This window comes from Pseudomonas sp. RL_5y_Pfl2_73, from assembly GCF_963970515.1.
In the GTDB taxonomy this organism is placed as follows: Bacteria; Pseudomonadota; Gammaproteobacteria; order Pseudomonadales; family Pseudomonadaceae; genus Aquipseudomonas.
Window position 1 is genome coordinate 65,692 of record NZ_CAXAPD010000021.1, and the last position, 22,462, is coordinate 88,153.

19 protein-coding genes and 2 pseudogenes are annotated in these 22,462 nt (G+C 59.6%); 12 read left to right on the top strand and 9 right to left on the bottom strand.

Features of this window, described 5'->3' with window-relative positions:
- Nucleotides 1–410 precede the first annotated feature (410 nt).
- Entirely contained in the window at nucleotides 411–3,200 is a 2,790-nt protein-coding gene (locus AACY42_RS19905; RefSeq protein WP_339481811.1) for an ATP-binding protein, read from the top strand.
- Here the strand turns inward: AACY42_RS19905 and AACY42_RS19910 are convergent.
- Nucleotides 3,162–4,652: an ATP-binding protein gene (locus AACY42_RS19910; RefSeq protein WP_339481813.1), complete on the bottom strand. Its 1,491-nt coding sequence runs from the start codon at nucleotides 4,650–4,652 to the stop codon at nucleotides 3,162–3,164. The two genes, AACY42_RS19905 and AACY42_RS19910, sit on opposite strands and share 39 nt — an antisense overlap.
- Nucleotides 4,653–4,835: 183 nt before the next feature.
- The gene (locus AACY42_RS19915) at nucleotides 4,836–5,786 is read right to left on the bottom strand and encodes a GlxA family transcriptional regulator (RefSeq protein WP_339481814.1); all 951 of its coding nucleotides are present in this window, start codon (nucleotides 5,784–5,786) and stop codon (nucleotides 4,836–4,838) included.
- Between the two features lie 266 nt (nucleotides 5,787–6,052).
- Between AACY42_RS19915 and AACY42_RS19920 the strand changes: the two genes are divergently transcribed.
- Together AACY42_RS19920 and AACY42_RS19925 are read left to right on the top strand one after the other, a co-directional pair.
- Entirely contained in the window at nucleotides 6,053–6,775 is a 723-nt protein-coding gene (locus tag AACY42_RS19920) for a pirin family protein (protein WP_339481815.1), read from the top strand.
- 380 nt (nucleotides 6,776–7,155) lie between these two features.
- Nucleotides 7,156–7,572, top strand: a complete 417-nt coding sequence (locus AACY42_RS19925; protein ID WP_339481816.1) for a hypothetical protein — start codon at nucleotides 7,156–7,158, stop codon at nucleotides 7,570–7,572.
- Nucleotides 7,573–7,689: 117 nt separating this feature from the next.
- Here AACY42_RS19925 and AACY42_RS19930 read toward each other — a convergent pair whose 3' ends face one another.
- Nucleotides 7,690–8,733 carry a GlxA family transcriptional regulator gene (locus AACY42_RS19930; RefSeq protein WP_339481817.1) on the bottom strand — a complete coding sequence of 348 codons (1,044 nt, stop codon included), beginning with the start codon at nucleotides 8,731–8,733 and terminating at the stop codon, nucleotides 7,690–7,692.
- A gap of 374 nt (nucleotides 8,734–9,107) precedes the next feature.
- On the opposite strand from AACY42_RS19930, the pseudogene AACY42_RS28735 reads away from it, so the two are divergent.
- The 4 genes and pseudogenes from AACY42_RS28735 to AACY42_RS28745 all read left to right on the top strand — a co-directional run.
- Nucleotides 9,108–10,109, top strand: a pseudogene (locus AACY42_RS28735) (HAMP domain-containing protein); the annotation flags it as partial.
- A gap of 93 nt (nucleotides 10,110–10,202) precedes the next feature.
- A complete protein-coding gene (locus tag AACY42_RS28740) occupies nucleotides 10,203–10,970 on the top strand; it encodes a methyl-accepting chemotaxis protein (RefSeq protein ID WP_445261752.1) in 768 nt (255 codons plus the stop codon).
- A gap of 344 nt (nucleotides 10,971–11,314) precedes the next feature.
- On the top strand, nucleotides 11,315–11,578 hold the full coding sequence (locus AACY42_RS19940; protein ID WP_003203536.1) for a hypothetical protein: 264 nt from the start codon (nucleotides 11,315–11,317) through the stop codon (nucleotides 11,576–11,578).
- Nucleotides 11,579–11,659: 81 nt separating this feature from the next.
- Nucleotides 11,660–11,746, top strand: coding sequence for a hypothetical protein (locus AACY42_RS28745; protein WP_442963079.1), 87 nt, complete (start codon nucleotides 11,660–11,662; stop codon nucleotides 11,744–11,746).
- Between the two features lie 168 nt (nucleotides 11,747–11,914).
- Here the strand turns inward: AACY42_RS28745 and AACY42_RS19945 are convergent, their stop codons facing one another.
- Nucleotides 11,915–12,139, bottom strand: coding sequence for a ribbon-helix-helix domain-containing protein (locus AACY42_RS19945; RefSeq protein WP_339481819.1), 225 nt, complete (start codon nucleotides 12,137–12,139; stop codon nucleotides 11,915–11,917).
- Nucleotides 12,140–12,263: 124 nt separating this feature from the next.
- On the opposite strand from AACY42_RS19945, the gene AACY42_RS19950 reads away from it, so the two are divergent.
- Complete coding sequence (locus tag AACY42_RS19950; protein WP_339481820.1) at nucleotides 12,264–14,285, top strand: DKNYY domain-containing protein; 2,022 nt, start codon at nucleotides 12,264–12,266, stop codon at nucleotides 14,283–14,285.
- On the opposite strand, the gene AACY42_RS19955 is transcribed toward AACY42_RS19950, so the two are convergent.
- Nucleotides 14,282–15,322, bottom strand: coding sequence for a zinc-dependent alcohol dehydrogenase family protein (locus AACY42_RS19955; RefSeq protein ID WP_339481821.1), 1,041 nt, complete (start codon nucleotides 15,320–15,322; stop codon nucleotides 14,282–14,284). The two genes, AACY42_RS19950 and AACY42_RS19955, sit on opposite strands and share 4 nt — an antisense overlap.
- A 118-nt stretch (nucleotides 15,323–15,440) precedes the next feature.
- Nucleotides 15,441–15,680, bottom strand: a complete 240-nt coding sequence (locus AACY42_RS19960) for a YceK/YidQ family lipoprotein (RefSeq protein WP_003203548.1) — start codon at nucleotides 15,678–15,680, stop codon at nucleotides 15,441–15,443.
- A 236-nt stretch (nucleotides 15,681–15,916) separates the two neighbouring features.
- On the opposite strand from AACY42_RS19960, the gene AACY42_RS19965 reads away from it, so the two are divergent.
- A complete protein-coding gene (locus tag AACY42_RS19965; RefSeq protein WP_339481822.1) occupies nucleotides 15,917–16,285 on the top strand; it encodes a hypothetical protein in 369 nt (122 codons plus the stop codon).
- Nucleotides 16,286–16,336: 51 nt separating this feature from the next.
- Here the strand turns inward: AACY42_RS19965 and AACY42_RS19970 are convergent.
- Nucleotides 16,337–16,501 (bottom strand): annotated as a pseudogene (locus AACY42_RS19970) (alcohol dehydrogenase catalytic domain-containing protein); the annotation flags it as partial.
- Nucleotides 16,502–16,736: 235 nt separating this feature from the next.
- Between AACY42_RS19970 and AACY42_RS19975 the strand changes: the two are divergent.
- The 3 genes from AACY42_RS19975 (at nucleotide 16,737) to AACY42_RS19985 (ending at nucleotide 20,118) form a co-directional block, all read left to right on the top strand.
- Complete coding sequence (locus AACY42_RS19975; protein ID WP_339481852.1) at nucleotides 16,737–18,176, top strand: lactate dehydrogenase; 1,440 nt, start codon at nucleotides 16,737–16,739, stop codon at nucleotides 18,174–18,176.
- 210 nt (nucleotides 18,177–18,386) lie between these two features.
- A complete protein-coding gene (locus tag AACY42_RS19980) occupies nucleotides 18,387–19,829 on the top strand; it encodes a permease (protein ID WP_339481823.1) in 1,443 nt (480 codons plus the stop codon).
- A gap of 22 nt (nucleotides 19,830–19,851) precedes the next feature.
- Nucleotides 19,852–20,118 (top strand): thioredoxin family protein, encoded by a 267-nt coding sequence (locus tag AACY42_RS19985; RefSeq protein WP_339481824.1) that lies wholly within the window; start codon nucleotides 19,852–19,854, stop codon nucleotides 20,116–20,118.
- Between the two features lie 34 nt (nucleotides 20,119–20,152).
- Here AACY42_RS19985 and arsJ read toward each other — a convergent pair whose 3' ends face one another.
- Nucleotides 20,153–21,373: an organoarsenical effux MFS transporter ArsJ gene (arsJ, locus tag AACY42_RS19990; RefSeq protein ID WP_339481825.1), complete on the bottom strand. Its 1,221-nt coding sequence runs from the start codon at nucleotides 21,371–21,373 to the stop codon at nucleotides 20,153–20,155.
- 9 nt (nucleotides 21,374–21,382) lie between these two features.
- Nucleotides 21,383–22,387, bottom strand: a complete 1,005-nt coding sequence (locus AACY42_RS19995) for an ArsJ-associated glyceraldehyde-3-phosphate dehydrogenase (protein WP_339481826.1) — start codon at nucleotides 22,385–22,387, stop codon at nucleotides 21,383–21,385.
- Between the last annotated feature and the right edge of the window lie 75 nt (nucleotides 22,388–22,462).

Consider the following 22,462-nt stretch of genomic DNA (forward strand, 5'->3'; position numbering starts at 1 on the left):
CCTTGAGGTGGGTGGATCGCTTTATGGTCCGGCCAAGGGGGGCACCTGCGTGAGTTAAACGTTGTTAATTTTTTCGGGACGGCGGTGTTAAAACCCCGCTTGTGTGGCGAGAAAGCTTGCTCCCGCCGGGCTCCCCCCGTAAGAGCTGCGTAGGAGCTGCGTAGGAGCTGTCGAGTGCAACGAGGCTGCGATCTTTCCCCAGCCACTTGAATCTCAAGCGAAAAATCAAAAGATCAAAAGATCGCAGGCTTCGCCAGCGCCTACAGAAGCCCAGCGGGAGCAAGCTCCCTCGCCACAGGTTCGGCGTCTGGAAGGCTGGGCGTAGAGCCTGCGCCGTTGCGCTTGACACAAAACCTGAGGAATATGCTCGGGTAAAGCCCAGGCACCGGGTCCAGAACATTGAGAGCAACATGAGCCAATACCTCAGCCTGCCCGTTGAACAGACGGTGCATTTCGGCCCTTACCGAGTCCACCCTCGCCAGCGCCTCGTGCTCGAGGGCGAGCAACCGTTGCGCCTGGGACGGCGGGCCGTGGAGATTCTGCTGGTGTTGCTCGAACACGCCGGCGAGGTGGTGAGCAAGCAGCAATTGATCGCCCGGGTCTGGCCCAGGAGCGTGGTGGAAGACACCAACCTGCGCGTGCATGTCGCGGCACTGCGTAAAGCCCTCGGGGATGGCCAGGCCGGGCAACGCTACATCGTCACCGTGGCGCAGCGCGGTTACAGTTTTGTCGCGCCGCTGTCATTCGAACCGCTCGAACAATGGGCGCGCATCCCTCATCCGTCTTTGACGCGCAACCTGCCGCTGCAGCGCACGCGTATGATCGGACGCCAGGCCCTGCTGGAAAACCTGGTGGCCCAACTACCGCGAAAACGCTTCATTACCCTGGTCGGTACCGGCGGCATCGGCAAGACCACCGTTGCCCTGCGGGTCGCTGAACGGCTGATCGGCCATTACCGTGACGGCACTCATCTGCTGGACCTGGCATCGCTCAACGACGCGGCCATGGTCGCCCCCAACCTGTGCGCGTTGCTCGACCTGCCACTGCAGGACGGTGATCCGCTGGACGCCATCGCCCGGCAGCTCAAGGAGCGGCATCTTCTGCTGGTGATCGACAACTGCGAGCACCTGATCGACGCCGTCGCCCAGCTCAGCGAAGCCCTGCTGCGCGGCGCCCCCCACCTGCACATCCTGGCCACCAGCCGCGAAGGCCTGCGCGCCGAAGGCGAACACATGCAGCGCCTGGATGCCCTGGCGTTCCCGCCCCGGGAAATGCCCATCGAGGGCTATCCCGCCCTGCAATACCCGGCGCTGCAACTGTTTGCCGAGCGCGCGCTGGCCAGTCGTGACGACTTCGAACTGAGCGACCACGACGTGCCGTTGGTGATCGACATCTGCCAACGGCTCGACGGCATTCCCCTGGCCATCGAGCTGGCTGCCGCGCAAATCGGCCGTTTCACCCTGGAGGAACTTCACCGGCAACTGCAAGACAGCGTCGCCCTGCTTCACAACGACACCGACGCCGCACCGCGCCAGCAAACCCTGCGCGCCACCCTGGACTGGAGCTTCGCGTTGCTCACGGCCTGCGAGCAGACTTGCCTGCGGCGGCTGGCGGTGTTCATGGGCAGTTTCAACCTGGCCTCGGCCGCTGCGGTGATCGTCGGCCAGCATGTCGCGCCCGACCAGGTGCTGGTGTCGGTCAGCCAGTTGGTCGCCAAATCGCTGCTCAATGTAGAAATCGGCGATGAAGAGGTGCGCTATCGCCTACTGGACACCACCCGCCGCCATGCCTTGGAGCAACTGGCCGAAGCCGGGGAACTGGCGGCCAGCCAGGAACGCCACGCCGAGCGCTGCCTGGCGCTCATGGGACAAGCGCAAAGCGATTGGGAAAGCACCCCCAGCCGACTGTGGATCGCCCGCTACGCCGACTATCGCGATGACATCCGCGCGGCGCTCAACCGAGGCTTGGGCCCGCAGGGTTCACACGCCGTAGCGATCCGCCTGACCGCCCGCACCCTGCCTCTCTGGCAGGAGCTGTCGTTGCTCAAGGAACACGGCCTCTACGTCAACAAAGCGCTGCAATTGTTGCGAGCCAGCCCCGCGCCATGCCCACGCTTGACCCTGGCCCTGGAGCTGGCCCACGCCAGTTTCAACTACCACACCGAGGGCGGCACGCCGGCCACCGTGCGGGCCTTTGCCACGGCCCGGCAACTGGCCCGGCAATGCCAGGACCTGGCCGGCGAACTGCGGGCCGTGTCCGGGCAAATGACCGTCGACCTCAGTTGCGGCGACTACCAACAAGCCCTGGCACACAGCCGGGATTTCGACCGGTTGGGCTTGCAGGGCGACCCGACCCTGTCCTTGAGCACCCAACGCCTGCGGGTGCTGGCGTTGCACTTCACCGGCGACCAGGGCGCGGCGCGGCGCGAAGCCGAACAGGTGATCCAGCGCCTGGCCCAGAGCGGTCACCTCAACCGCTTCAGCCTCGGCTTCGGCGTGCAATACGATCAGAGCGTGGCCGCGCTGACGGTTCTGGCGCGCATCCTCTGGCTGCAAGGTTTTGCCGAGAAAGCCCGACGCACCGCCAACCTGGCGCTGCAGATCGCCGTGCAGATCAACCACGGTATTTCGATCTGCTACACCTTGGCGCTGGCCGGTTGCGTGATCGCCCACTACAACGGCGATTACCCCAGCGCCCGGGAAAGGCTCGACCTGTTGAAGCAGCAGGCCAAGAAACATTCGGTGATGCTGTTCCATGACTGGGCTTGCCATTACGACTGCGCATTCAATGGCCAGCCCCTGGCAACACGTCCGGCCGACGGATTGATCCAGGACATCGCCGCCACCCTGCGTAGCGACTTCGTCAGCCCGGCGCAAATCGAACGGGCGCGCAGCGGCGCCGCAGGCTGGTGTTCGGCGGAGATCCTGCGGGCCGATGCCGAGACCTTGCTGGCCCGCAACGAACCGTCTCTTGAAGAAGCAGCCGAAGCGCAACTACTTGCCGCCCTGGACATCGCCCGTCGTCACCAGGCCCTGGCCTGGGAGCTGCGCAGCGCCACGTCCCTGGCCCGTTTGTGGCAGCGCCAAGGGCAGGCGCAAGCTGCGCAGGCGCTGCTCGGCCCCGTCTATCGACGCTTCACCGAAGGTTTCCAGACCCCCGACCTATTGGAAGCCGGCGCGCTGCTCCAGGCGCTGACTTGACGGTTGGGGCCTTGAATGCCGGACTCCCCAAGCGCCTTGCAACACGTAACGCCGATGAAACACAGGCCACTGACCACTGCGCCGCAGTTTGTCCATGGCATAGGCGCGAGTGGTGTGGAGCAGATGGAAGCGCCCCCCTTCGGCAAGCGGCTCGACCATCAGCAGTGACACGCCCACCAGACGCGACAGCAGCGAGGGTAATTGCCCGACGCTCAGTTCAGCGCAACTGATCACGGCCAGCGCCGCCTTGAGCGTAAACGGCCCCTCGAACACCGCCAGACGCTGGAATGCGGTTTTTTCGTCAGCGCTCAAACGCTCGAAACTCGAGTCCAACACCGCCTCCAGGCTGCGGTGCCGGGCTACCGCCGTACGCCGCCCATGGCTCAAGAGTGATAAACCGTGATCCAGTTGCTCCAGGACCCCGGCCACTCCCAAGGCGTCAACCTGGGCCGCTGCCAGTTCCAACGCCAGCGGCAATCCGTCCAGGCGCTGGCAGATCTGCGCAAGCGTCGGCCAGTCGCGACCACCCGGCCTGAAACCCTGCTGCCGGGCGCCAACCCGCTCGATCAGCAACTGCACCGCCGGGCATGCCTCGATCTGGTGCGCAGGTTCCAGGGGCGACGCCACGGCCAGGCCCGGCAGTGACACCACCCTTTCATCCGGCACGTCCAAAGGTGCGCGACTGCTGAGCAGCAGAGACACCCCGGGTGCCGCCGCAGCCACTGCCTGGACCAGTTCCCGACAAGCATCGAGCACGTGCTCACAACCGTCGAGCACCAGCAACATCCGACAGGGTTCGAGGCAGCGGGCCAAAGCACCCTGCTCCACGCCTAGCACACCGGCCACTTGCGCCACCACTTCCGAGGAGTCGGTGACGGCCGCCAGGTCAACGAACCAGGCACCGTCCTCAAAGTGTTCGAGCAGCAACTCCGCCCCCCGCAATACCACAGTGGTCTTGCCGACCCCGCCGGGGCCGGTCACGGTGGTCACAGCTTGACGGGGTACTTGCGCCAATAACCGCCCCAGGACTTTGTCGCGACCCACCACCGGACTCAAGCGCATGGGCAGGTTGTGCCGCTCGGTTGGGTGACTGAAAGGCGAGCCAACGCGCTCTTGCACCGCCAGGGGCACCGCAAGGCAATAGCCTTGTCGAGGATGATTGAGGATATAGCGAGCGCCATCGCGCCCGTCACCGAAGGCCCGGCGCAGCGCCGCGATGTGCACCCGCAGGTTGATGGCCTCCACGACGCTGTCAGGCCAGACGTGGGCGATGAGTGTTTGCTTGCTGACGTAGTGGCCGGCGTGTTCCACCAGCACCTGCAGGACATCCAAGGCGCGGCCGCCCAGCGCCAGGGGCTGGCCGTCACGGGTGACCAGCCGCTGCTGCCGGTAGAAGGCAAACGGACCGAAGCCCACCGCCGGCTCGCTATCAGGTTTGACGAAACTGTTCATGGGCGATCCAGCGCCGGATAACCGGTCTGGGCGTCAGCGTGCGGATCACCGAACACGTCTGCCCTGGCTCCTGCGCATCCTTTCCAAAGGGTTCGCCGTTATCTTGGCAGGCACAGGCCTCAGGACAATGCTGGCACAGGGAGCGTCACGGACATCACGGTGCCCTGGACGGACATCGATGGCTCAACTGAACTGCTGGCGATACTGCACCGGGGTCAGGCCGAGTTTTTCACTGAACAAAAAGCGCATGTGCCGCACACTGCCGAAGCCACTGCGAAACGCCACGGTCTTGAGCGGCAGGTCGGTGGTTTCCAGCAACTGACGCGCCCGGTCGATGCGCGCACCTTGGAGGAACTCCATGGGCGTCATCTTCACTTCACGGGCAAAGACCCGGGCGAAATGCCGCGAGCTCATGGCGGCCAACGCGGCCATGCGCTCGATGGTGAAGGGTTCTTCCAGATGTTCCATCACATGATTCTGCACGCGGGTAATGGCCGACTCCTGTGTCGCCACCGCCGCCACCGAGGGGCTGAATTGCGCCTGTCCGCCCTGGCGTTTCATCACCACCAGCAACACCTTCGCCACGTCCAACGCGACCTTGCGACCGTGGTCCTGAGCGACGATGGACAAGGCCATGTCGATCCCGGCGGTGACGCCGCCGGAGGTGATCAGGCGCCGGTCCTGCAGGAAGATCTTGTCGGTTTCCACCAGGGCCTTGGGGAAACGTTGTATCAGGCGTTCGGTGTAATGCCAGTGGGTGGTGACGCGATAACCGTCGAGCAAGCCCGCCTCACCGAGCACAAAAGCCCCGGTGCAGATGGAGCCGTAGCGCGTAGCCCGTTGCGCCGCGGCCCGCAGCCAAGTGTGCAGCCCCGGATGCTGGTCGTTATAGGCCCCCGGCCCGCCCGGTACCAACAACACGTCATAAGCCGCCCATGCCTGGTCGATATGGATATCGGCCTGCACCGTCACGCCGTTGGAGGCTCGTAACGCCCCGCGCTCGGTGCCCAGGGTCAGCAGTTGATAACGCTGATCCGCTGCGAGGTAACGATTGGCGATGGAAAACACCTCCAGAGGCCCGGCCATGTCGAGCAGCAAAAAATCCGGGTACAGCACCATTGCAACGGTTTTCATCGGGGATACGCCAAAAAATCCAGAACGTGTAGATGTCCCATGTGGGAGATTCTATGTTGCAGGCTCGCTCCCACAGGTTATAGAGCCTCAAAGCCTCAGCATTATGTCGAAGCGAAGCTTCAGCCGGTAGGCATTATCGATTGCCCACCCAAAGCGGACAGTCTTTCATTTTTAACCTACTTATTGAACATCTGGATAACCATTAACCTTCTTCTGAACCCGGCGAACGGCCCAGTCGTCGCCCACAGACATCAGGAGAATTGATCATGCTGACCCTTCGCAAAGCTTCGGATCGCGGCATTGCCCGTCACGGCTGGCTGACCTCGTTCCACACCTTCTCGTTCGCCAGCTACCGTGACCTCAACGAACAGGGCTTCTCCGACCTGCTGGTCATCAACGATGACCGGGTCGCCGCCGCCAAGGGTTTCGGTCAACATCCCCACCGGGACATGGAAATCTTTTCCTATGTGCTCGAAGGGGCGCTGGAGCACAAGGACACCCTGGGCACAGGCTCGGTCATTCGCCCGGGTGACGTGCAATTGATGAGCGCCGGCAGCGGCGTGGCCCACAGCGAGTTCAACCATAGCGCGGACGAACGGGTGCACTTCCTGCAGATCTGGATCGTGCCCAACGTCAGCGGTGCCACGCCACGCTACCAACAGGAGCATTTCAGCAGCGAGCAGAAACGCGGTCGCCTGCAATTGATCATCTCCCCCGACGGTGCCGACGGCTCGCTCCTGGTGCGCCAGGATGCGCGGGTCTACGCCGGGTTGTTCGATGGCGAGCAAAGCGCCACCCTGACCCTGGTGCCGGATCGCTATGCCTACGTGCACGTGGCACGAGGCGCTGTCGAGCTCAACGGCATACCGTTACTGGAAGGTGATGGCGTGCGGGTGCGCGAGGAGCAGGTCCTGACCTTCAGTAACGGCCAGGATGCCGAGGTGCTGGTGTTCGATCTGCGGCCACAGGAACTGCCACAGATGCCATGAAGCCACCGAGAACCATTGTGGGAGCGAGCATGCGCCCACAATGTTTATCTCCCGCAATAAGTGAAAAAAACTCGAAAGTCCTGAATCCATGATCAATGACGTATTTCAGGCGAAAAACATCTAAAAAAAGTCGGGCAACTTGAAAAATCCAGGCTTTGCTAATGGAGAGCCGCGCATTGGGAGAAGGCCACTGGAGCGCCTCAAATGCGTTCGTCTGTTGCCACAAGCTTGGTCGATCTATAAAGTTCCCGGAAGAACCTCGACTCCGACCAATGGTCGTTGGATGCTATCCTGCGCGAATTGACCCAATGCGTGCGCCAAGGCAAAATGATTCCACTTTGCCATTGATTCTCCTGACTTGCTTATTCACGGAAGAAAGCATGAAAACCGCTATGTCCCTCGCTTTACTCTCCATTGCGTGCAGTGCAACTGCGGACGTCCAGAACATCACTTACCTCTACGATGATTCGGATGCCGTGTACTCCATCGTTTCGTTTGTCGACAGTGGTTCAGCCATCCAGGCCACCGTACAAAGATCGGGCGCTTACTTCACCAACTACACAAAGTTCGAACTCGACTGTGCCACCCGCAATGTTCGGCACATGGGGATGTACAACAGCCTTTCAGGGGTGGAAAAAGCTCAGTTCGACCAGATGGAAGGACGAATCGTCGACGGCTCGATAGCCGACGAAGTTGGAAAAGTGCTCTGCAAGGACACAACAACCATGACCGCTTCGCAAGCAGCGAAGCAAACTGAAGACCTGCCCACCGAAACACAAGCAGGCGATAACACCTGATTTATCTCCGTAGCGCGGGAGCTGTGCAGGAGCGCCTGCTCCCACACAGCTCTGGCGCTACAGCGCGGCAACGCCCTTTCCCCACGCTAAAAACTCATCTCTGATCTGCCAGCGTCTTCATCGCACGGTTTGTTTGCGCTCCGATTTCGAGCGGTAGCTACCCGGTGGCACACCAAAAAAATCCCGGAAACGACGCTGGAAGTGCGGGGAGCTGACGAAGCCTGTCGCCACGGCGATTTCGGTCACGGATCGATTGGTTTGCTGGATGAGCTGGCGGGCACGCGTCAAGCGCAGTTCCAGGTAATAGCGTGTGGGGGTCGCACCGAGAAAACTGCAGAACCGTCGCTCCAACTGCCGCTTGGAAATCTTGACGCACGCTGCCAGCTCATCGATGGTCAACGGCTCTTCTACGTTTTGCCACATCAGTTCCAACGCCAACTTGAGGCTTTCCGGCAGCGTCGGGTCGGTCTCGACGAAAACCGGAGGCAAGTCCGTCGCATCATCGCCTGACTCATCACAGCGAAGAATTTCCTCGATGGCGCCCACCAGCGCCGCCCCGCCCGTCTGGCGAATCAACTGGAGCATCATGCGCAGCGAACTGTTGGCGCCCGCGCAACTGACCCGCTCCCGATCAACGACATAGGCCCGGCTGGATACCTTCACATGGGGAAACACCTCCACCATCATGGCACGGCTTTCCGGATGAACAGCGCATTCGAAACCGTCCAGCAGATTGGCATCGGCCACGAAGAAGGCACCGTTCCACAACCCGCCCAGGATCGCCCCGGACGCCGCATGGGCGCGCAGCTTGCGGCGCAGCAAGGGATGACCTTGCAACTTCACGCGAAAGCCCCCGGCGACGATCAGCACGTCCTGGTTTTCCGGCATCTGCGCCAGTTCGATGTCGGTCGAGATGACAATGCCCAGGTCGCTCGTCACTTGCCCTCCTGAAACCCCCACCGTCAGCACCTCGTAGAGGGGCATGTCGTTCATCAGATTGGCGGTCACCAGCGCGTCCACCGCACCGGTGAAGGACATCATCGAGAAATTGTCCATCAATATAAACGCGACGCGGATCGGCGTCTGGCTGGCTGACGCTGATCCGAGCGGTCGATAAGCCATGTTCTTGTTTTTGAGTACGCTCTCGAATGCGCTTGGCATAGGGCCTCGTGAATACATTAAAGACGATGAGGATGTGCTGCACGTGGGCGCCTTGAGCCGCAGGGCGAAGGCGCAGAGCAGACCACGCTATCTTCCAGGCAAGTCAAGCCGGCTGCAATCGCGCCTGCGCCCCCTACTGATCGGCCCGCGCCAAAAGGGAACGCCTCAAGTGCCTATGACTTTGGTCGATACACTGGCAGTAGGCATGGGCGCTTTTCCCTTTAAGAGACTCGCAACGCCAAACACTGCTGTTTCCGCCGCTCCAACACTTAAAATATTCCGCGGGAGAAGTCATGAATATCAAACAAAAGCTGACATGGGCGTTCGCGACCATCGCCTGCCTCCCGGTTATCCTGGTGGCGGTGCTTGTCGTAATGAACCTGCGCGACGCCGCGAAGGCCAACTTCCTGGACAGCAGCGGCCGTGAAATCCGCCAGATCGACAACGGCATGAAGCAGTTTTTCGATGGGATCAGCCAGAACGTCGAATTCATCGCCAAGGATCCACGGATCGTCGCCGCCAAGGACTTGAAAAACTACTCGGGTGCCGACGCCGCACAAATCCCTCTCCCTGAGAACAATAAACAGCTTTTGGAGATCTTCGACAGATTCGCCAAGAGCCACCCGACCACCGCCTATCTTTCCCTGGGCCTGGCCGACGGTGGTTATGCCAGTTGGCCTGACGACCCCAAGATATCCAACTACGACCCACGGGTGCGTCCATGGTACAAGGCCGCCGTCGCCGCGCCGGGCACTACTGTACGGACAGATGCCTATTATTGGGCGCCGGATGATGTGTCCTTGATCGGCATCGTGCACACGGTTTCAGACGCCGCCGGCAAACTGGTGGGCGTGGTTGGCCTGGACGTATCGCTCAAGCAACTGACCGAACTGGTCAAGAACATCAAGCTGGGCGAAAGCGGCTACCTGATGCTGGTCGAAGCCAACGGCAACGTCCTGGTGGACGCCGCCGATGCCAAGCACAACTTCAAGCCGCTGGCCGACCTGGGCCCCAACTATGCCGAGCTGGCAAAAAGCAGCGATGGCGTGACCCAGATCGAGATCGACGGTGTGCCCTACATGGCCAACGTGGTCAGTTCCAAAGGGTTGGGCTGGCGCTTCATCGGCCTGATCAAACGCGATGAGGTGATGGCCAAGGCTTCGAGCCTGACTTGGCTGATCGCCGCCATTGCTGCCGCGCTGGCTGCGGTGTTCGCTTTGGTCGGCGCCAGTTTCGCCAGTGTGATCGTGCGGCCGATTCGCGGTGTTGCCAACGGCCTGCAGGAAATCGCCGAAGGTGAAGGCGACCTCACCCGCAAACTCATCGTGCAAGGCAAGGACGAAACAGCCACCCTGGCGGGCTGGTTCAACCAGTTCCTGGGCATGATCGCGCAACTGATGCAGCGTATCGGCAGCGCCTCCTCCGACCTGCAAACTGCCGCAGCCGATACCAGCCACGTGGCCCAGAACATGAACGACGCAGCCGGGCGCCAGCGCCAGGCCGTGGAGCTGGTGAGCACCGCGTTCAACGAAATGGTCGCCACCGCCAACGAAGTGGCCCGTTCTTGCAGCCAGGCCGCCTCCAGTGCGGACGAAGGTTATCGCGATGTACACAATGGTCAGCATCACATCGGCGAAGCCACGGGCAGCGTGCTGAAACTGAGCGAAGACCTGCAACAATCGACCCAGACCATGCAGGCGCTGGAACAGGACAGCAAGAACATCAACACCATCCTCGACACCATTCGCTCGATCGCCGAACAGACCAACCTGCTGGCTCTGAACGCCGCCATCGAAGCGGCACGGGCCGGCGATCAAGGTCGCGGGTTCGCCGTGGTAGCCGATGAGGTCCGGGCGTTGGCACGGCGTACCGCCGACTCCACCGGTGAGATCGACAGCCTGCTGGGCAACCTCGCACGGCGCACCCAGGAAGTCACCCAACAGATGCAAAGCAGCCTGCAGGTGTCGCACACCAGCGTCGAGCGCATCCAGCAGGCCCGTGACAGCTTCGACAAGATCCGCAACTCGGTGGACTCGATTCGCGACCAGAACACCCAGATCGCCACAGCAGCAGAGGAACAACACCAGGTGGCCGAAGACATCAACCGGCACATCGCGCAGATCCATGCCGATGCGCAGTTGGTCGAGGAATTCGCCCACTCGGCGCAGACCGGCTCGGGGCGCTTGACCGATATTTCCGGGCAGCTCAAGGGCTTGGTGGGGCGCTTCAAGTTCTAGGCGCTAGTGCCTGGGAGAGCCAAGGATGGCTCTGATCTGATGACGACTGGGCGGTAGGGAAAGTCGCCGCACCTAACCTTTCGCCTTGACCGCATAAAGGCCACCGATGAGCGCCAATGTCGCCTTTGCGGTCCGAATGCCGGATAACGCTGATACACAAGTGTTCCAATTTTCCTTGGGGCAGACGTTCTAAGCGGGTGGGTCAGTCGTAAACCGGGGGGCGCCTCATCGCCCAGATCCGCAATAAACGCAGCTCACCCATACATCTAAAAAACGGACAATATCGGCCGATACCCAGGATAAGCCCCCGCGGCCGGGGCGCAGGATAGAACGGTGGGTCAGTCATGACAGAGATTTATTTGCTGATAGCGCACGGCACGGATCAGGGCGAAGCTTACGTTCTGGGCTGGTTCGATGACCGGAGCAAAGCCCGGGAAGTGGCCGAACAGAAAGAATGGGAAGCGTACCGCGCCAGCCTGAAGGAGAAACATCCATGGTCCAGCCACAAACCGCTGGCGCCGGATCAGACGGACTATCGCCGTTACTGGATCAAGACCATTTCCAAATTCGAGCATGTGCCGGTGCCAAGGTCCTTTGCGGTCCATTGATCATCGCGACTGAATATTCAACGAAACGCGCGTTATCGGTAGCGGTCTAGACGATTAAGCCCATCCGATGAGAGCGTTTTTATGTTGAAATTCCTTGGCGGTACCGTAGGTATCATTTTCCTGATTGGCCTGATCGTGGTAATTGCGCTGTTCAAGTTAGTTTTTTGAGCGTGGCGGCGGCCAGTGGCTTGGTTCTGGAGCTGGCGAAGCCTGCGATCTTTTGATCTTTCGGTTGGCCCCCAAGTGTCTGGGGAACGATCGCAGCCTCGTTGCACTCGTCAGCGCCTACATGGCTGCTACAGGCTCAGCGGCTCTGGAGGTTCGCGGACCTCATCCTCACCGTACTTTGGCCCATAGGCATTCAAAGTAGTCGCTATTGACTGGAACAGTGGGAGCCGACTCCACCCCAGCCAATACCAGACCGCGCAGGTGCTGTCGATTCTGATCCTTGTCAATGAGCTCTCGCACATATTCGCTACGGGTGCTGTAGCCTCGCAGGCTAACCTGAACATCCACGAAGGATTTGAGAGCGTCCGTCAGAGAGATGTTCAGGGTACTCATGACTTCGTCTGCTTTTGGAAAAACTTGCCGAAGTTTACACTCTTGGCCCGACCTCTCCAGTGTCGAGCTCGCGGAAAAACTGTAGTCCTTGGCTAGCAATGACAAACGTTCAGGTCTCAACACTATGACAGACATAGAGACGGCTATTGCTGACTGGGAGCCGCTGCAGCTTGAATGGCATCAAGGTTTCGCCTTCGTCGACGGTGTGCTGCTGGGCGACGGGCAAGTACCTGATGTGTACATCATGCTCAACCCCAAAGGTGCATACCCCGGCGCGATAGCACAATCTGCCAGCGCGGGGCATTATCCGCCCTCGCCCTTGTTTGCCGGTCAGCCGGTTTGGCGACATCGACGCAACCCCTGGGTCTTGCGCGACACGCTGCGCGACTACTACCTGCTTCCATCCTACCGGGAGCGCCACGGCTACCACGCGCTTCAGGCCCTGCCGTTTCGCTTCGACAACGGCCTGGAAAGCCTTGGCTACCAGTATTGGCGTGACGCAACCGGCGCCTATTGGTTCGGCGACTACGCGATCACCCAAATCCCCGAGGCACGGCACGACAGCCTGGCCCTGCTGGCAGCGTCGCCGGCCTCGGTGACTTCAGCGTCTGCCCTGTTCAGCGATGGTGTGCATCTCTTTCTGCAAGGGCTATTTATCGCCAATGCCACAGCGCGGGTGCGGTATTGCAACCACCCTTTCTATCGAGTGATCGACGGTCAGGTCTACAAGGGCTTCAAGCCCCTGCACCAGAAGGACGGCATGCCGCTGACGATCGCAAACCCGGACGACTTCCAGATGCTCGCCCGTCGCTGGGGCACCGATGGGCAGTCGATCATCGTGCAAGCGCAGCAAGGCTCGAGCATTTCCTATGAATACTTCTACCGCATCGACAATGCCGACCTGGCGAGCTTCACCGTACTTAACGAACGCTACGCCAAAGACCGACACCGCGCCTATTACCTGACTGGCAAGAGCATTCGCTACGTTGGCGATTTCCACCTGCTCAAATGCTCGCAGCCAGTGTTTGATGAGTGCGGCCGCGTGGTCAGCACCGGCGAACACGAGGATGACTATTTTGCCGTGGACGACACCTTCGTCTACGCCGCCGGAACCCGTTTGCGTGACGCCCATGGTCCGAGTTTTCGCCACTTGGGGTTCGACTATTACCGTGATCATCAGCACGTCTACAGGCGCCAGAAACGCCTCGATGTCGACGTAGAAAGCTTCGTAGTGACCCAGCTCTATCGCAATGACCAGCATTACTCACCCGCGCTGGTCGGTGACAAGCACGGCCCGCTGGGCTCTGGCGGCATCATCGATACGGCCATGCAAGAGGCATGGGCGCCTTACTTCGAGGCCCATCCGCAGTTGAAGGACTATTGGTGGCACCGCCTGCAGGCCCTGTCTGAAGAATCGCAAACGCCTGCAGAAACACTGCCCTTACGTGCCATCGGTCTCGGTTTCGAGCTGGGCCGCCAGGTGTATTTCCATGGACGTGTGATCAATGGACTGGACGCGGCGAGTTTCAAACTGCTGGACACGCACCTGTGCGGCGATGCCCAGGGCTTGTATCTGATCCCGTTTCATAACGCCGAAACCGAGGTACCTGAGCGGTTTTCCCAGGAGCCCGCGGAGCATTTCCGCTCACTGGGTGCCCCCTACCTGACTGACGGTAAGACCGTGTTCTGTCACCGAATTTTTTACCACCGCCCGGAACCGATTCGTAAGGCGCAAGCGGCCACGTTCGAGTCCTGTGGTCATGGTTGGGCCAAGGATCGGGATGCGGTGTATTACTACGGCGAGGCGAAAAAACGGCTACATCCCGCGGATACCCGCATTCTCGGCAGCTATGCCATCAGCCCTACCCTGATTCTCTCGGAAGGCAAACCACTGGATGTGGCATTCGACCCTGATGAAGTCCGCGTGCCGCATCCCGACTTCCTGCAACTGGGCACGCGTAAATTGTTCTGCCACCGACGACCGCTGAGCGCCAAACGGATCGACCTGGCAACCCTCCGATTCCTGAATGACCGCTACGCCCGTGACCAACATCGAATCTATCACTACGACGGTTATGCAACCTTGACCGAAGTCGACGAAGCGCATTATCGGGAATCGCTCGGCCAGCCGGTGGCGAACGCCTAGAACTGCGTCACGACCGTCACCCCTGCCGTGTCAAACCGGTCCATGTTCATGAGCGCATCAATCGATTGTTCGAGGCTGATGGTCTTGCCGACCAGTTTTTCAGGCGCCAGCTTGCCGGACGTGATCATCTCCATCATCGCGCCGTAACGGTGAGCCTGCATGCCATGGCTGCCACAGATCTCAAGCTCGTAGGCAATGACCTTGCTCATTGGGATTGCCGGCGTGCTGTGGTCCGCCAGCATCAAACCGACCTGGATATGCCTGCCACGCCGTCTCAAATTATTGATGGAGTTGAAGCACGTCGTTGGATGACCCAGGGCATCCAGCGAAACGTGAGCGCCACCCTTCGTAATCTCGAGCACCGCCTCGGTGACATCCGCCACCCGGCTTGCGTTGACCGTCGCGACGGCGCCGAGCGACTGGGCAAGCTTGAGCTTATCGTCGGAGATATCGATGGCGATAACATTCGCCCCAATAGCGTGGGCGATCATCACCGCAGACAACCCCACACCGCCACAGCCATGAACCGCCACCCACTGGCCCGCCGTGACCTTGCCTTGATCGACAACAGCGCGGAACGACGTAACGAAACGACAACCCAAGCTCGCCGCCGTGGCGAAGTCCATGTTTTCCGGTAGCGCGACCAGGTTCAAATCCGCCTTGTGAATCCCCACATACTCGGCGAAAGACCCCCAATGGGTGAAGCCCGGCTGAAACTGGCTGTGGCACACCTGCTGGTTGCCGCTATTGCATTCCGGGCAAGCCCCACAGCCACCGACAAAGGGAACGGTAATGCGATCGCCAACCTTCCACCGGGTGACATCCGTCCCCACCTCCGCCACGATCCCTGCCAATTCGTGACCGGGCACATGGGGCAACTGAATGTCAGGATCATGACCTTTCCAGCCATGCCAGTCGCTTCGGCATACCCCCGTGCCAAGGACCTGAACAACCACACCGTGACGTTCAGGGGTCGGGTCCTCGACGGTCATCAAACGGGGGGGTTGGGAAAAGGCTTCGTAAACTACGGCTTTCATGAAAATCCCTCTACTGTGCAAAAGCGCTATGCCTGAATCCGGGTTCGCGGACAGGCCAAACCGCAAACAAAAGCCAGCAGTAGCCACAGGCCCCACGACACGTACCAATCTCTGTCGCTTAGAGGTTGCAGCTGTACTGATATTCGAAGGGGAAGAATACGGTATCGACCACCAATGAAAAGGGTGCGTCGATAAGCAAAAAAGGGATCAGTTTTCCTTTGGATGTGCCCACCAGCCACCAGTCAAACCGCAGGCCGATGTAGGGACATCGGTGTTTGTCGTAATCCATCCGCATCGCGGTGGCCATGCAGCCGCTCAAGCTGGCGATCAGGATCAGCAGAATCACTTTTTGTAGCACGTAATGTCCTTATTGCTTCTTCGCGAAGAGGCTGCATAGACGCTTTCGCTAAAAGCGAGTCACCCTTCATGCCAGTGCGTAGAAGACTGCCCTTCCACGTCACCAACGTAGCCACCGCAACCTGGTGGGGGCGCTTACGCTCCACACTCCATGCCGGGTGCGCAGAGCGTGGACTTGAAGAAGATGCACAATGTATAAATCGGTTTTTTTACAACCACGGATGGGATCAACAAACGATGCACAAACAACTTTCAATGGCTGCAATGTCACTGACTTTTTACTGTACCTCTGCAGCAGCCCACTCCTATTCGGAGCTCAACACCCCCGACAAATCGGGTTTCATGTGGGGGAAGGTCTATCAGCATACAAAAACGGCGTGCGGCACCTTGCCCGAAGATCTCGAAGACGACTATGCGAAAGCGATCCGACTCCTTTCCCAGGCCAGTCCCGAGTTTGGCCCAACCTATCAAGATGGCCTGAAACCCAGCGCAAAGAAGGATCCTTTGAGGTCAGTCGAGGAACTGGAGGATCTATGCGTAAAAGGTCAGGTAGGCCTTAGAACCCAGGTGAAGCTCGCACGATACTGGTTTTCTGCACAATGGTAGGCGGGCGGGCAGACCGTCGGCATTGATTCAGAGCGCTGCACTATCCTGCTATCGACGTCCAAGCTTGCACCGAGCGACATCCCTCCCCACCTCCGTCACGGTCCCAGCCAATTCGTGACCGGGTACATGCGGCAGCTGAATATCAGGATCATGACCTTTCCAGCCATGCCAGTCGCTTCGGCATACGCCCGTGCCAAGGACCTGAACAACCGCACCACATGGCCCTATGCCACTTATTTCTGCGCCCACGCTTTCAATCGGCCGGGGTATTCACTACATTGGGGGTAACTCTGCTCTGTCGACACGGACTGTCATGACTACCCTATCCCCGATCAGCTCCGCCATTCCCATCCAGACTCGCTCTGGCGTCGCGCCATCACCCACAACAGTGATAGAGCGTGCTGATGTCCTCCCGGCTCGACCATCGGCCACTGTCAGCCTGGGCAACCCCGTGGCCGATGTCGAATCACAGACCTATTCCCGACTCGGGCAACTGCCCGGCCAGGAGATTGTTCGTGTCTGGGAAAAGACCAGTCAGGATGCCGTCACTCGCGTCATGGGGACCAACCCCAGATCGCTGTCGATAGCCAACCGTTTCCACGGCCTGGGCGCAGCCTTGGTGGAGCAGTTCGCCAAGAGTGGTTCGAACATTTCCCAGTCAGTGCTCCATACCACCACGGACAGGGCTCACAACACCGCCGAGATAAAATCCGAACAGGCACTGCTGCACAATAGAGCCGACAACCTGATCACCCTGAGCATCAAGACCGCCAGTGGCAAGACAGTTACCTTCAGCCTGACCAGCCAGGACGATGGACTTGGCGTTCAGGCTACGGTGGACGGGGGCCCGCTGAGCGAGGACGAACTCAAGGCCATTGGTGTTCTTGGCAGTGCCTTCCAGGCCGCTGTCGACGGGTTGACCGCCGAGCCTCCCAAGCTCGACCTGGGCAAGCTGACGCAGTTCGACTCCAGCGTATTGGCCACCATTGATCTGAACGCCAAGCTGAAGGGCGTGGACGGTGAGGACCTGATCCTTGCCTACCGCGCCGACAGCCAGAGCCGCACCACGCAAATGAGTGGTCCGGATGGCGAATTGAAGCTGAGCGTGGATCTGAAGAACAGCGCAATCCTGGGCGATGCCAAGCAACAGGCCAACGCACTGAACAGCTACCTCGCCCAGTTTGAGCGAGTGCAGGAGCGTGGCAGCGCCAAGGCTGCCCTGATGGAGATGTTCAAGGACGCCTTCAGCGCCATGAACAGCCACTATCCTCAGGGCGTTACCCCGTCACAGCCACTGACCCGTAACGCGACGGACAAAGGCCTGCTGACTGGGCTGGCAGACTTCGAGGCGTCCATCAAACAAACCCACAACGCGTCCAACCCGATGCGCCCGTCCGAAGTCGATAGCTTTGCCTATAACCTGTCGCAAAAAACTGTCGTTGCAGGTTCCATAATGAGCAATCGCAGCGTCGATCAAGTCCAGCAATCGAGTTTATCGGCCAGTTATCACAAGAGCCTGAAGGGCGGGAAAGCACCCGTGATAGGCAAAACGACCGACTCGCAGAACTATCTCTACGTACAAGTGCATGACGAGGCCCGCAGTTCGGCCAGCCTCGCCTACAAGGACGGCCGACTGAGCAAAGCCGCCGTCACGCAAAGCGCCAGCCAGGACACACGGACACAGCAGTACGTCATGGGCAAAATGATTGAAGAGACGGTGGTGCCGAAACAAGCTTCAGCCAGCCGCAGTCACTTGGTATTGCTGGAGTACGCCGCCAAGCAAAGCAAAAAGTCCCAGGATGCGCAGGATCAATCCCTATTGAAGGAAGCCCTAGCGACCCTGCACAACTCGGTGCTGCTGCAGGAAAACCCTTCGGCACTGGTGCGTTGAAAGCAAAAGACAGTCGACTCTGCCTGCAGGATGAAAGTGGATACCGACGGTTTTCCTGGCGATGATTGGCTTTGCGCTGGGCCGCACCGTGCAGTGGTCTAACGAATTACGTAAAGTTTTTCTGCATGCAACTGATCTACGTCAAGCCCGTTCGGCCCACAGCAAATACCTTGGAACCTGGCTTTTAATGGTCATGTCCCAGGGTTTGCCATGGACCTTTTGCTTGAGTTAATCAACGGTGGAGCTGGCAGTCTGGCTTCCTACTTGGCGGCCCACGTCCTACTTTGTCTATTGCCAGCGTTTTTCATTGCCGGGGCCATGGCAGCACTTATTCCTAAAGCCAGCATCACTCACTGGCTGGGACGGCATGCACCTGTCTATGTTTCCTACCCAGCGGCGGCATTGGCCGGGGCACTCATTGCCGTCTGCTCATGCACCATTGTTCCTTTGTTCGCGGGCGTTTACCGCAAAGGCGCGGGTATCGGCCCGGCGATCACCTTTCTATTTTTTGCCCCGGCAGGAAATATCATGGCCCTCACCTATACCGGCAACATTCTGGGAGCGGAGTTTGCAATTGCCCGTTTGATTCTCTGCCTGATCTTCGGCATCGGTATTGGCTTGATAATGGCGACTCTGTTCTGGAAAGACGACCTGACCCACGATGCACAGGCAGATGCCCTGTTCGCAGAGAAAGCCAGCATTTGCGGGCCTGCCCTGGGCATCCTCCTATCTCTGGTGGCCCTGCTGATCGTGGGTACCTTGAGACTGTGGCCCCTGACCGCAGACCTGATCAGTATCAAAGTCCCGCTTTTCTGGGCCCAAGCGTGGCAGGACACCCTGTTTGACTGGGTTCCATATGACGCCAGCAAAGGAGAAGAAGGCGTGAGCTTGCAAGGGTCTGTACTCATCGCCCTGCTCCTGCTGATTGCCGCCACGGCCAAGCGTGGTCTGGATAACATCACCGAAGGTGCCAATAACTGGACATGGGTTGCACTGGGCCTGACCGCCAGTACTTTGCTGATCGCCTCGATGCGCCTGACGCCAGAACCTGGCACATTGGTTTTCATCTTCACGGGTCGAGTATTCGGTGTCGCACTGGCCCTATTGTCTGTTTGGTACTTTGCCCGAAAACTGCCAGCCGAAGACTGGCAAGGCTGGCTCTGGGAAGCCTGGCGCTTCGTCAAGCAGATATTCATGGTGCTGGTGGTGGGTGTATTCATCGTCGGCATGGTTCGCCAGGTTATTCAACCCGAGTGGATTGAAAGCGTTGCAGGCAGCAACTCAGTGACCGCCAATGCCATAGCAGTAGGGTTCGGCGTGTTCATGTACTTCCCAACCTTGGTAGAGGTACCCGTCGCCCGCATGTTCCTCGATCTTGGTATGCATCCTGGCCCGCTCCTGGCCTATCTGATGGCAGACCCTGAACTTAGCTTACAGAGCATGCTCATGGTGGTGGCTGTGATTGGTCGCAGGAAGACCGCCGCCTACGTTGGGTTAGTCGCTTCGTTCAGCATCGTGGCAGGCCTGCTCTATGGTGCCTGGGTCGATGGCACCGGCTGGCTGACCCTGGGTGCAGGCGTGGCGGCCTTGCTGGCGATGACCGCTGCGATTTTCCAGTTGATCCGTTTTCAGCGTAAACAAACAGCAAGCTGACTTTCACAACCAGGAGCTTCCAATGCTGAACATCAAAATCCTCGGTTCAGGATGCGCCAACTGCAAGAAACTGGAGGCCGCAGCCCGTCAAGCCGCGCAGAATCTAAATATCCAGGCCGAATTCGAAAAGATCACCGACATGGGCAAGATGATGACTTATGACATCCTCTCCACGCCGGCTCTGGTGATCAACGAGAAGGTTGTAAGCAGCGGGAAAGTTCCGACGGTTGCGGATATTCAGGGCTGGATTTCGACGGCGGGCCCTGCCAATTCCTCCACGTGCACGTAGCCCGATGAGGTTCATGCCCTCCTGCCTAGTGGCTTCATATCGCCTCGGCATGCCTGGGTAAAGCGATGGAAATCAAGGCGGCCAGCAACACGAATGCGCTTGATATCCAAAGGCATGCGCCCAATCCAAACACCTGGTAAATCCAGCCAGAGAGCACGGTGCCGATCAAGCGCCCCGTGGCGTTCGACATGTAGTAAAACCCCACATCCAACGACACGCCGTCTTCCTTGGCGTAGGACACGATCAGGTAGCTGTGCAGCGACGAGTTCACGGCGAACAACGCCCCAAAAACCATCAATCCACCCAACAGCACGACCTGTTGCGACAGCCCGGTGTTCAGCCCCAGCGCAATGGCCGCGGGCAGACCCGCCAGTGCAAGTGCCCACAGAAACGCCGCTCGACCGTCCGGCACGTGACCTCGTTTCTTTCCAGTGATGTTGGGCGCGAAGGACTGGACGATGCCGTAGCCGATCACCCAGGCCGCCAGGAAGCCGCCAACCTTCCAGAAATCCCAGCCGAACACGCTGCTCAGGTACACCGGCAAAGCCACCACGAACCAGACATCGCGGGCACCGAACAGGAACATCCGCGCCGCCGAAAGGATGTTGATCGCCCGGCTCTTGGACAGGATGTCACGAAACTTGGGCTTGGCTTTGGCCTTGCCCAGGTCCTTCTTCAACAGGATCAAGCTACTGATCCAAATCAGCGCCAGGCCACCCGCCATGGCAAGCAACGCGCCTTTGAAACCGACCCATGCCAGCAAAGCTCCGCCGAGAAAGAAGCCGACACCCTTGAGCGCATTCTTTGAGCCAGTGAGGATCGCCACCCATTTGTAAAGCTTGCCCTGCTGCCCATCGGGGACCAGAAGTTTGATGGAGCTTTTGGCGCTCATCTTGTTCAGGTCTTTGGCAATCCCCGACAGCGCCTGAGCCCCCATCACCCAAGGGATGGTCAGCCAAGCGACCGGCACTGTCAGCATCAACAGCGCCGCCACCTGGAGGCCCAGACCGATGTTCATGGTCCGGTTAAGTCCCAGCCGGGCACCGAGGTAACCACCCACCAGGTTGGTGATCACGCCAAAGAGCTCGTAGAACAAAAACAACGCCGCGATTTGCAGCGGGCTGTAGCCCAACGCGTGAAAGTGCAGCACCACCAGCATGCGCAAAGCGCCGTCGGTGAGGGTGAAGGCCCAGTAGTTACCCGTCACGAGCAGGTACTGCCGCACGGACGGCGCGAGGGCTGACAACGCTTTCATGGCCGCTCCTCAGACTGCCAGACCGACCATTTTGGCCAGTTCGACCGTGCGGTTGGCATAGCCCCACTCGTTGTCATACCAGGCGTAAAGCTTGACCTGGGTGCCGTTGATGACCATGGTCGACAGCGCATCGATGATCGATGAACGCGGGTCGGTACGGTAGTCGATGGACACCAGCGGACGCGTCTCGAAACCAAGGATGTCTTTGAGCTCATTCTCGGCAGCATCCTTGAGGAACTGATTGACCTCGTCGACGGTAGTGGCCCGTTCGACCTCAAAGACACAATCAGTCAGCGACGCATTGGCCAGCGGCACACGTACGGCGTGACCATTCAGGCGCCCACGCAACTCCGGGAAGATTTCGGCAATGGCGGTGGCCGAACCGGTACTGGTTGGAATCAGGCTCATGCCACAGGCCCGCGCACGGCGCAGGTCCTTGTGTGGCTGATCGAGAATGCTCTGGGTGTTGGTCAGGTCGTGAATGGTGGTGATCGACCCGTGGCGAATGCCCAGCTTTTCGTGGATGACTTTAACGACAGGGGCCAGGCAATTGGTGGTGCAAGAGGCAGCAGTGACGATGCGGTGCTGCGCAGGGTCGAACAGGTGCTGATTGACGCCCATGACGACGTTTAACGCGCCTTTTTCCTTCACCGGAGCGCACACCACCACACGCTTGACCCCCTGATCCAGGTAAGCCTGCAGCACCGCGACGGTTTTCATCTTGCCGCTGGCTTCAATCACCAGATCGCAACCCGACCAATCTGTGTCGGCAATCGTTTTGTTCGCGGTCACCTTGATGCGCTTGTCGCCAATCACTACTTGATCACCTTCTGCGCTGGCCTCGTTATGCCAACGGCCGTGCACCGAGTCGAAGTTGATCAGGTGCGCATGGGTGACTGCATCGCCCGCCGGATCGTTGATCTGCACGAATTCGAACTCAGGCCAATTCCAGGCAGCCCGCAGAGCGAGGCGACCGATACGACCAAATCCATTGATGCCAACTTTGATAGTCATGTTGTTGTGCTCTGTTGTCAGTGGGCGTTCGACTGGCTGTCGAACTAGCCATACAGGAGGGAGGGCTCCTGTTAC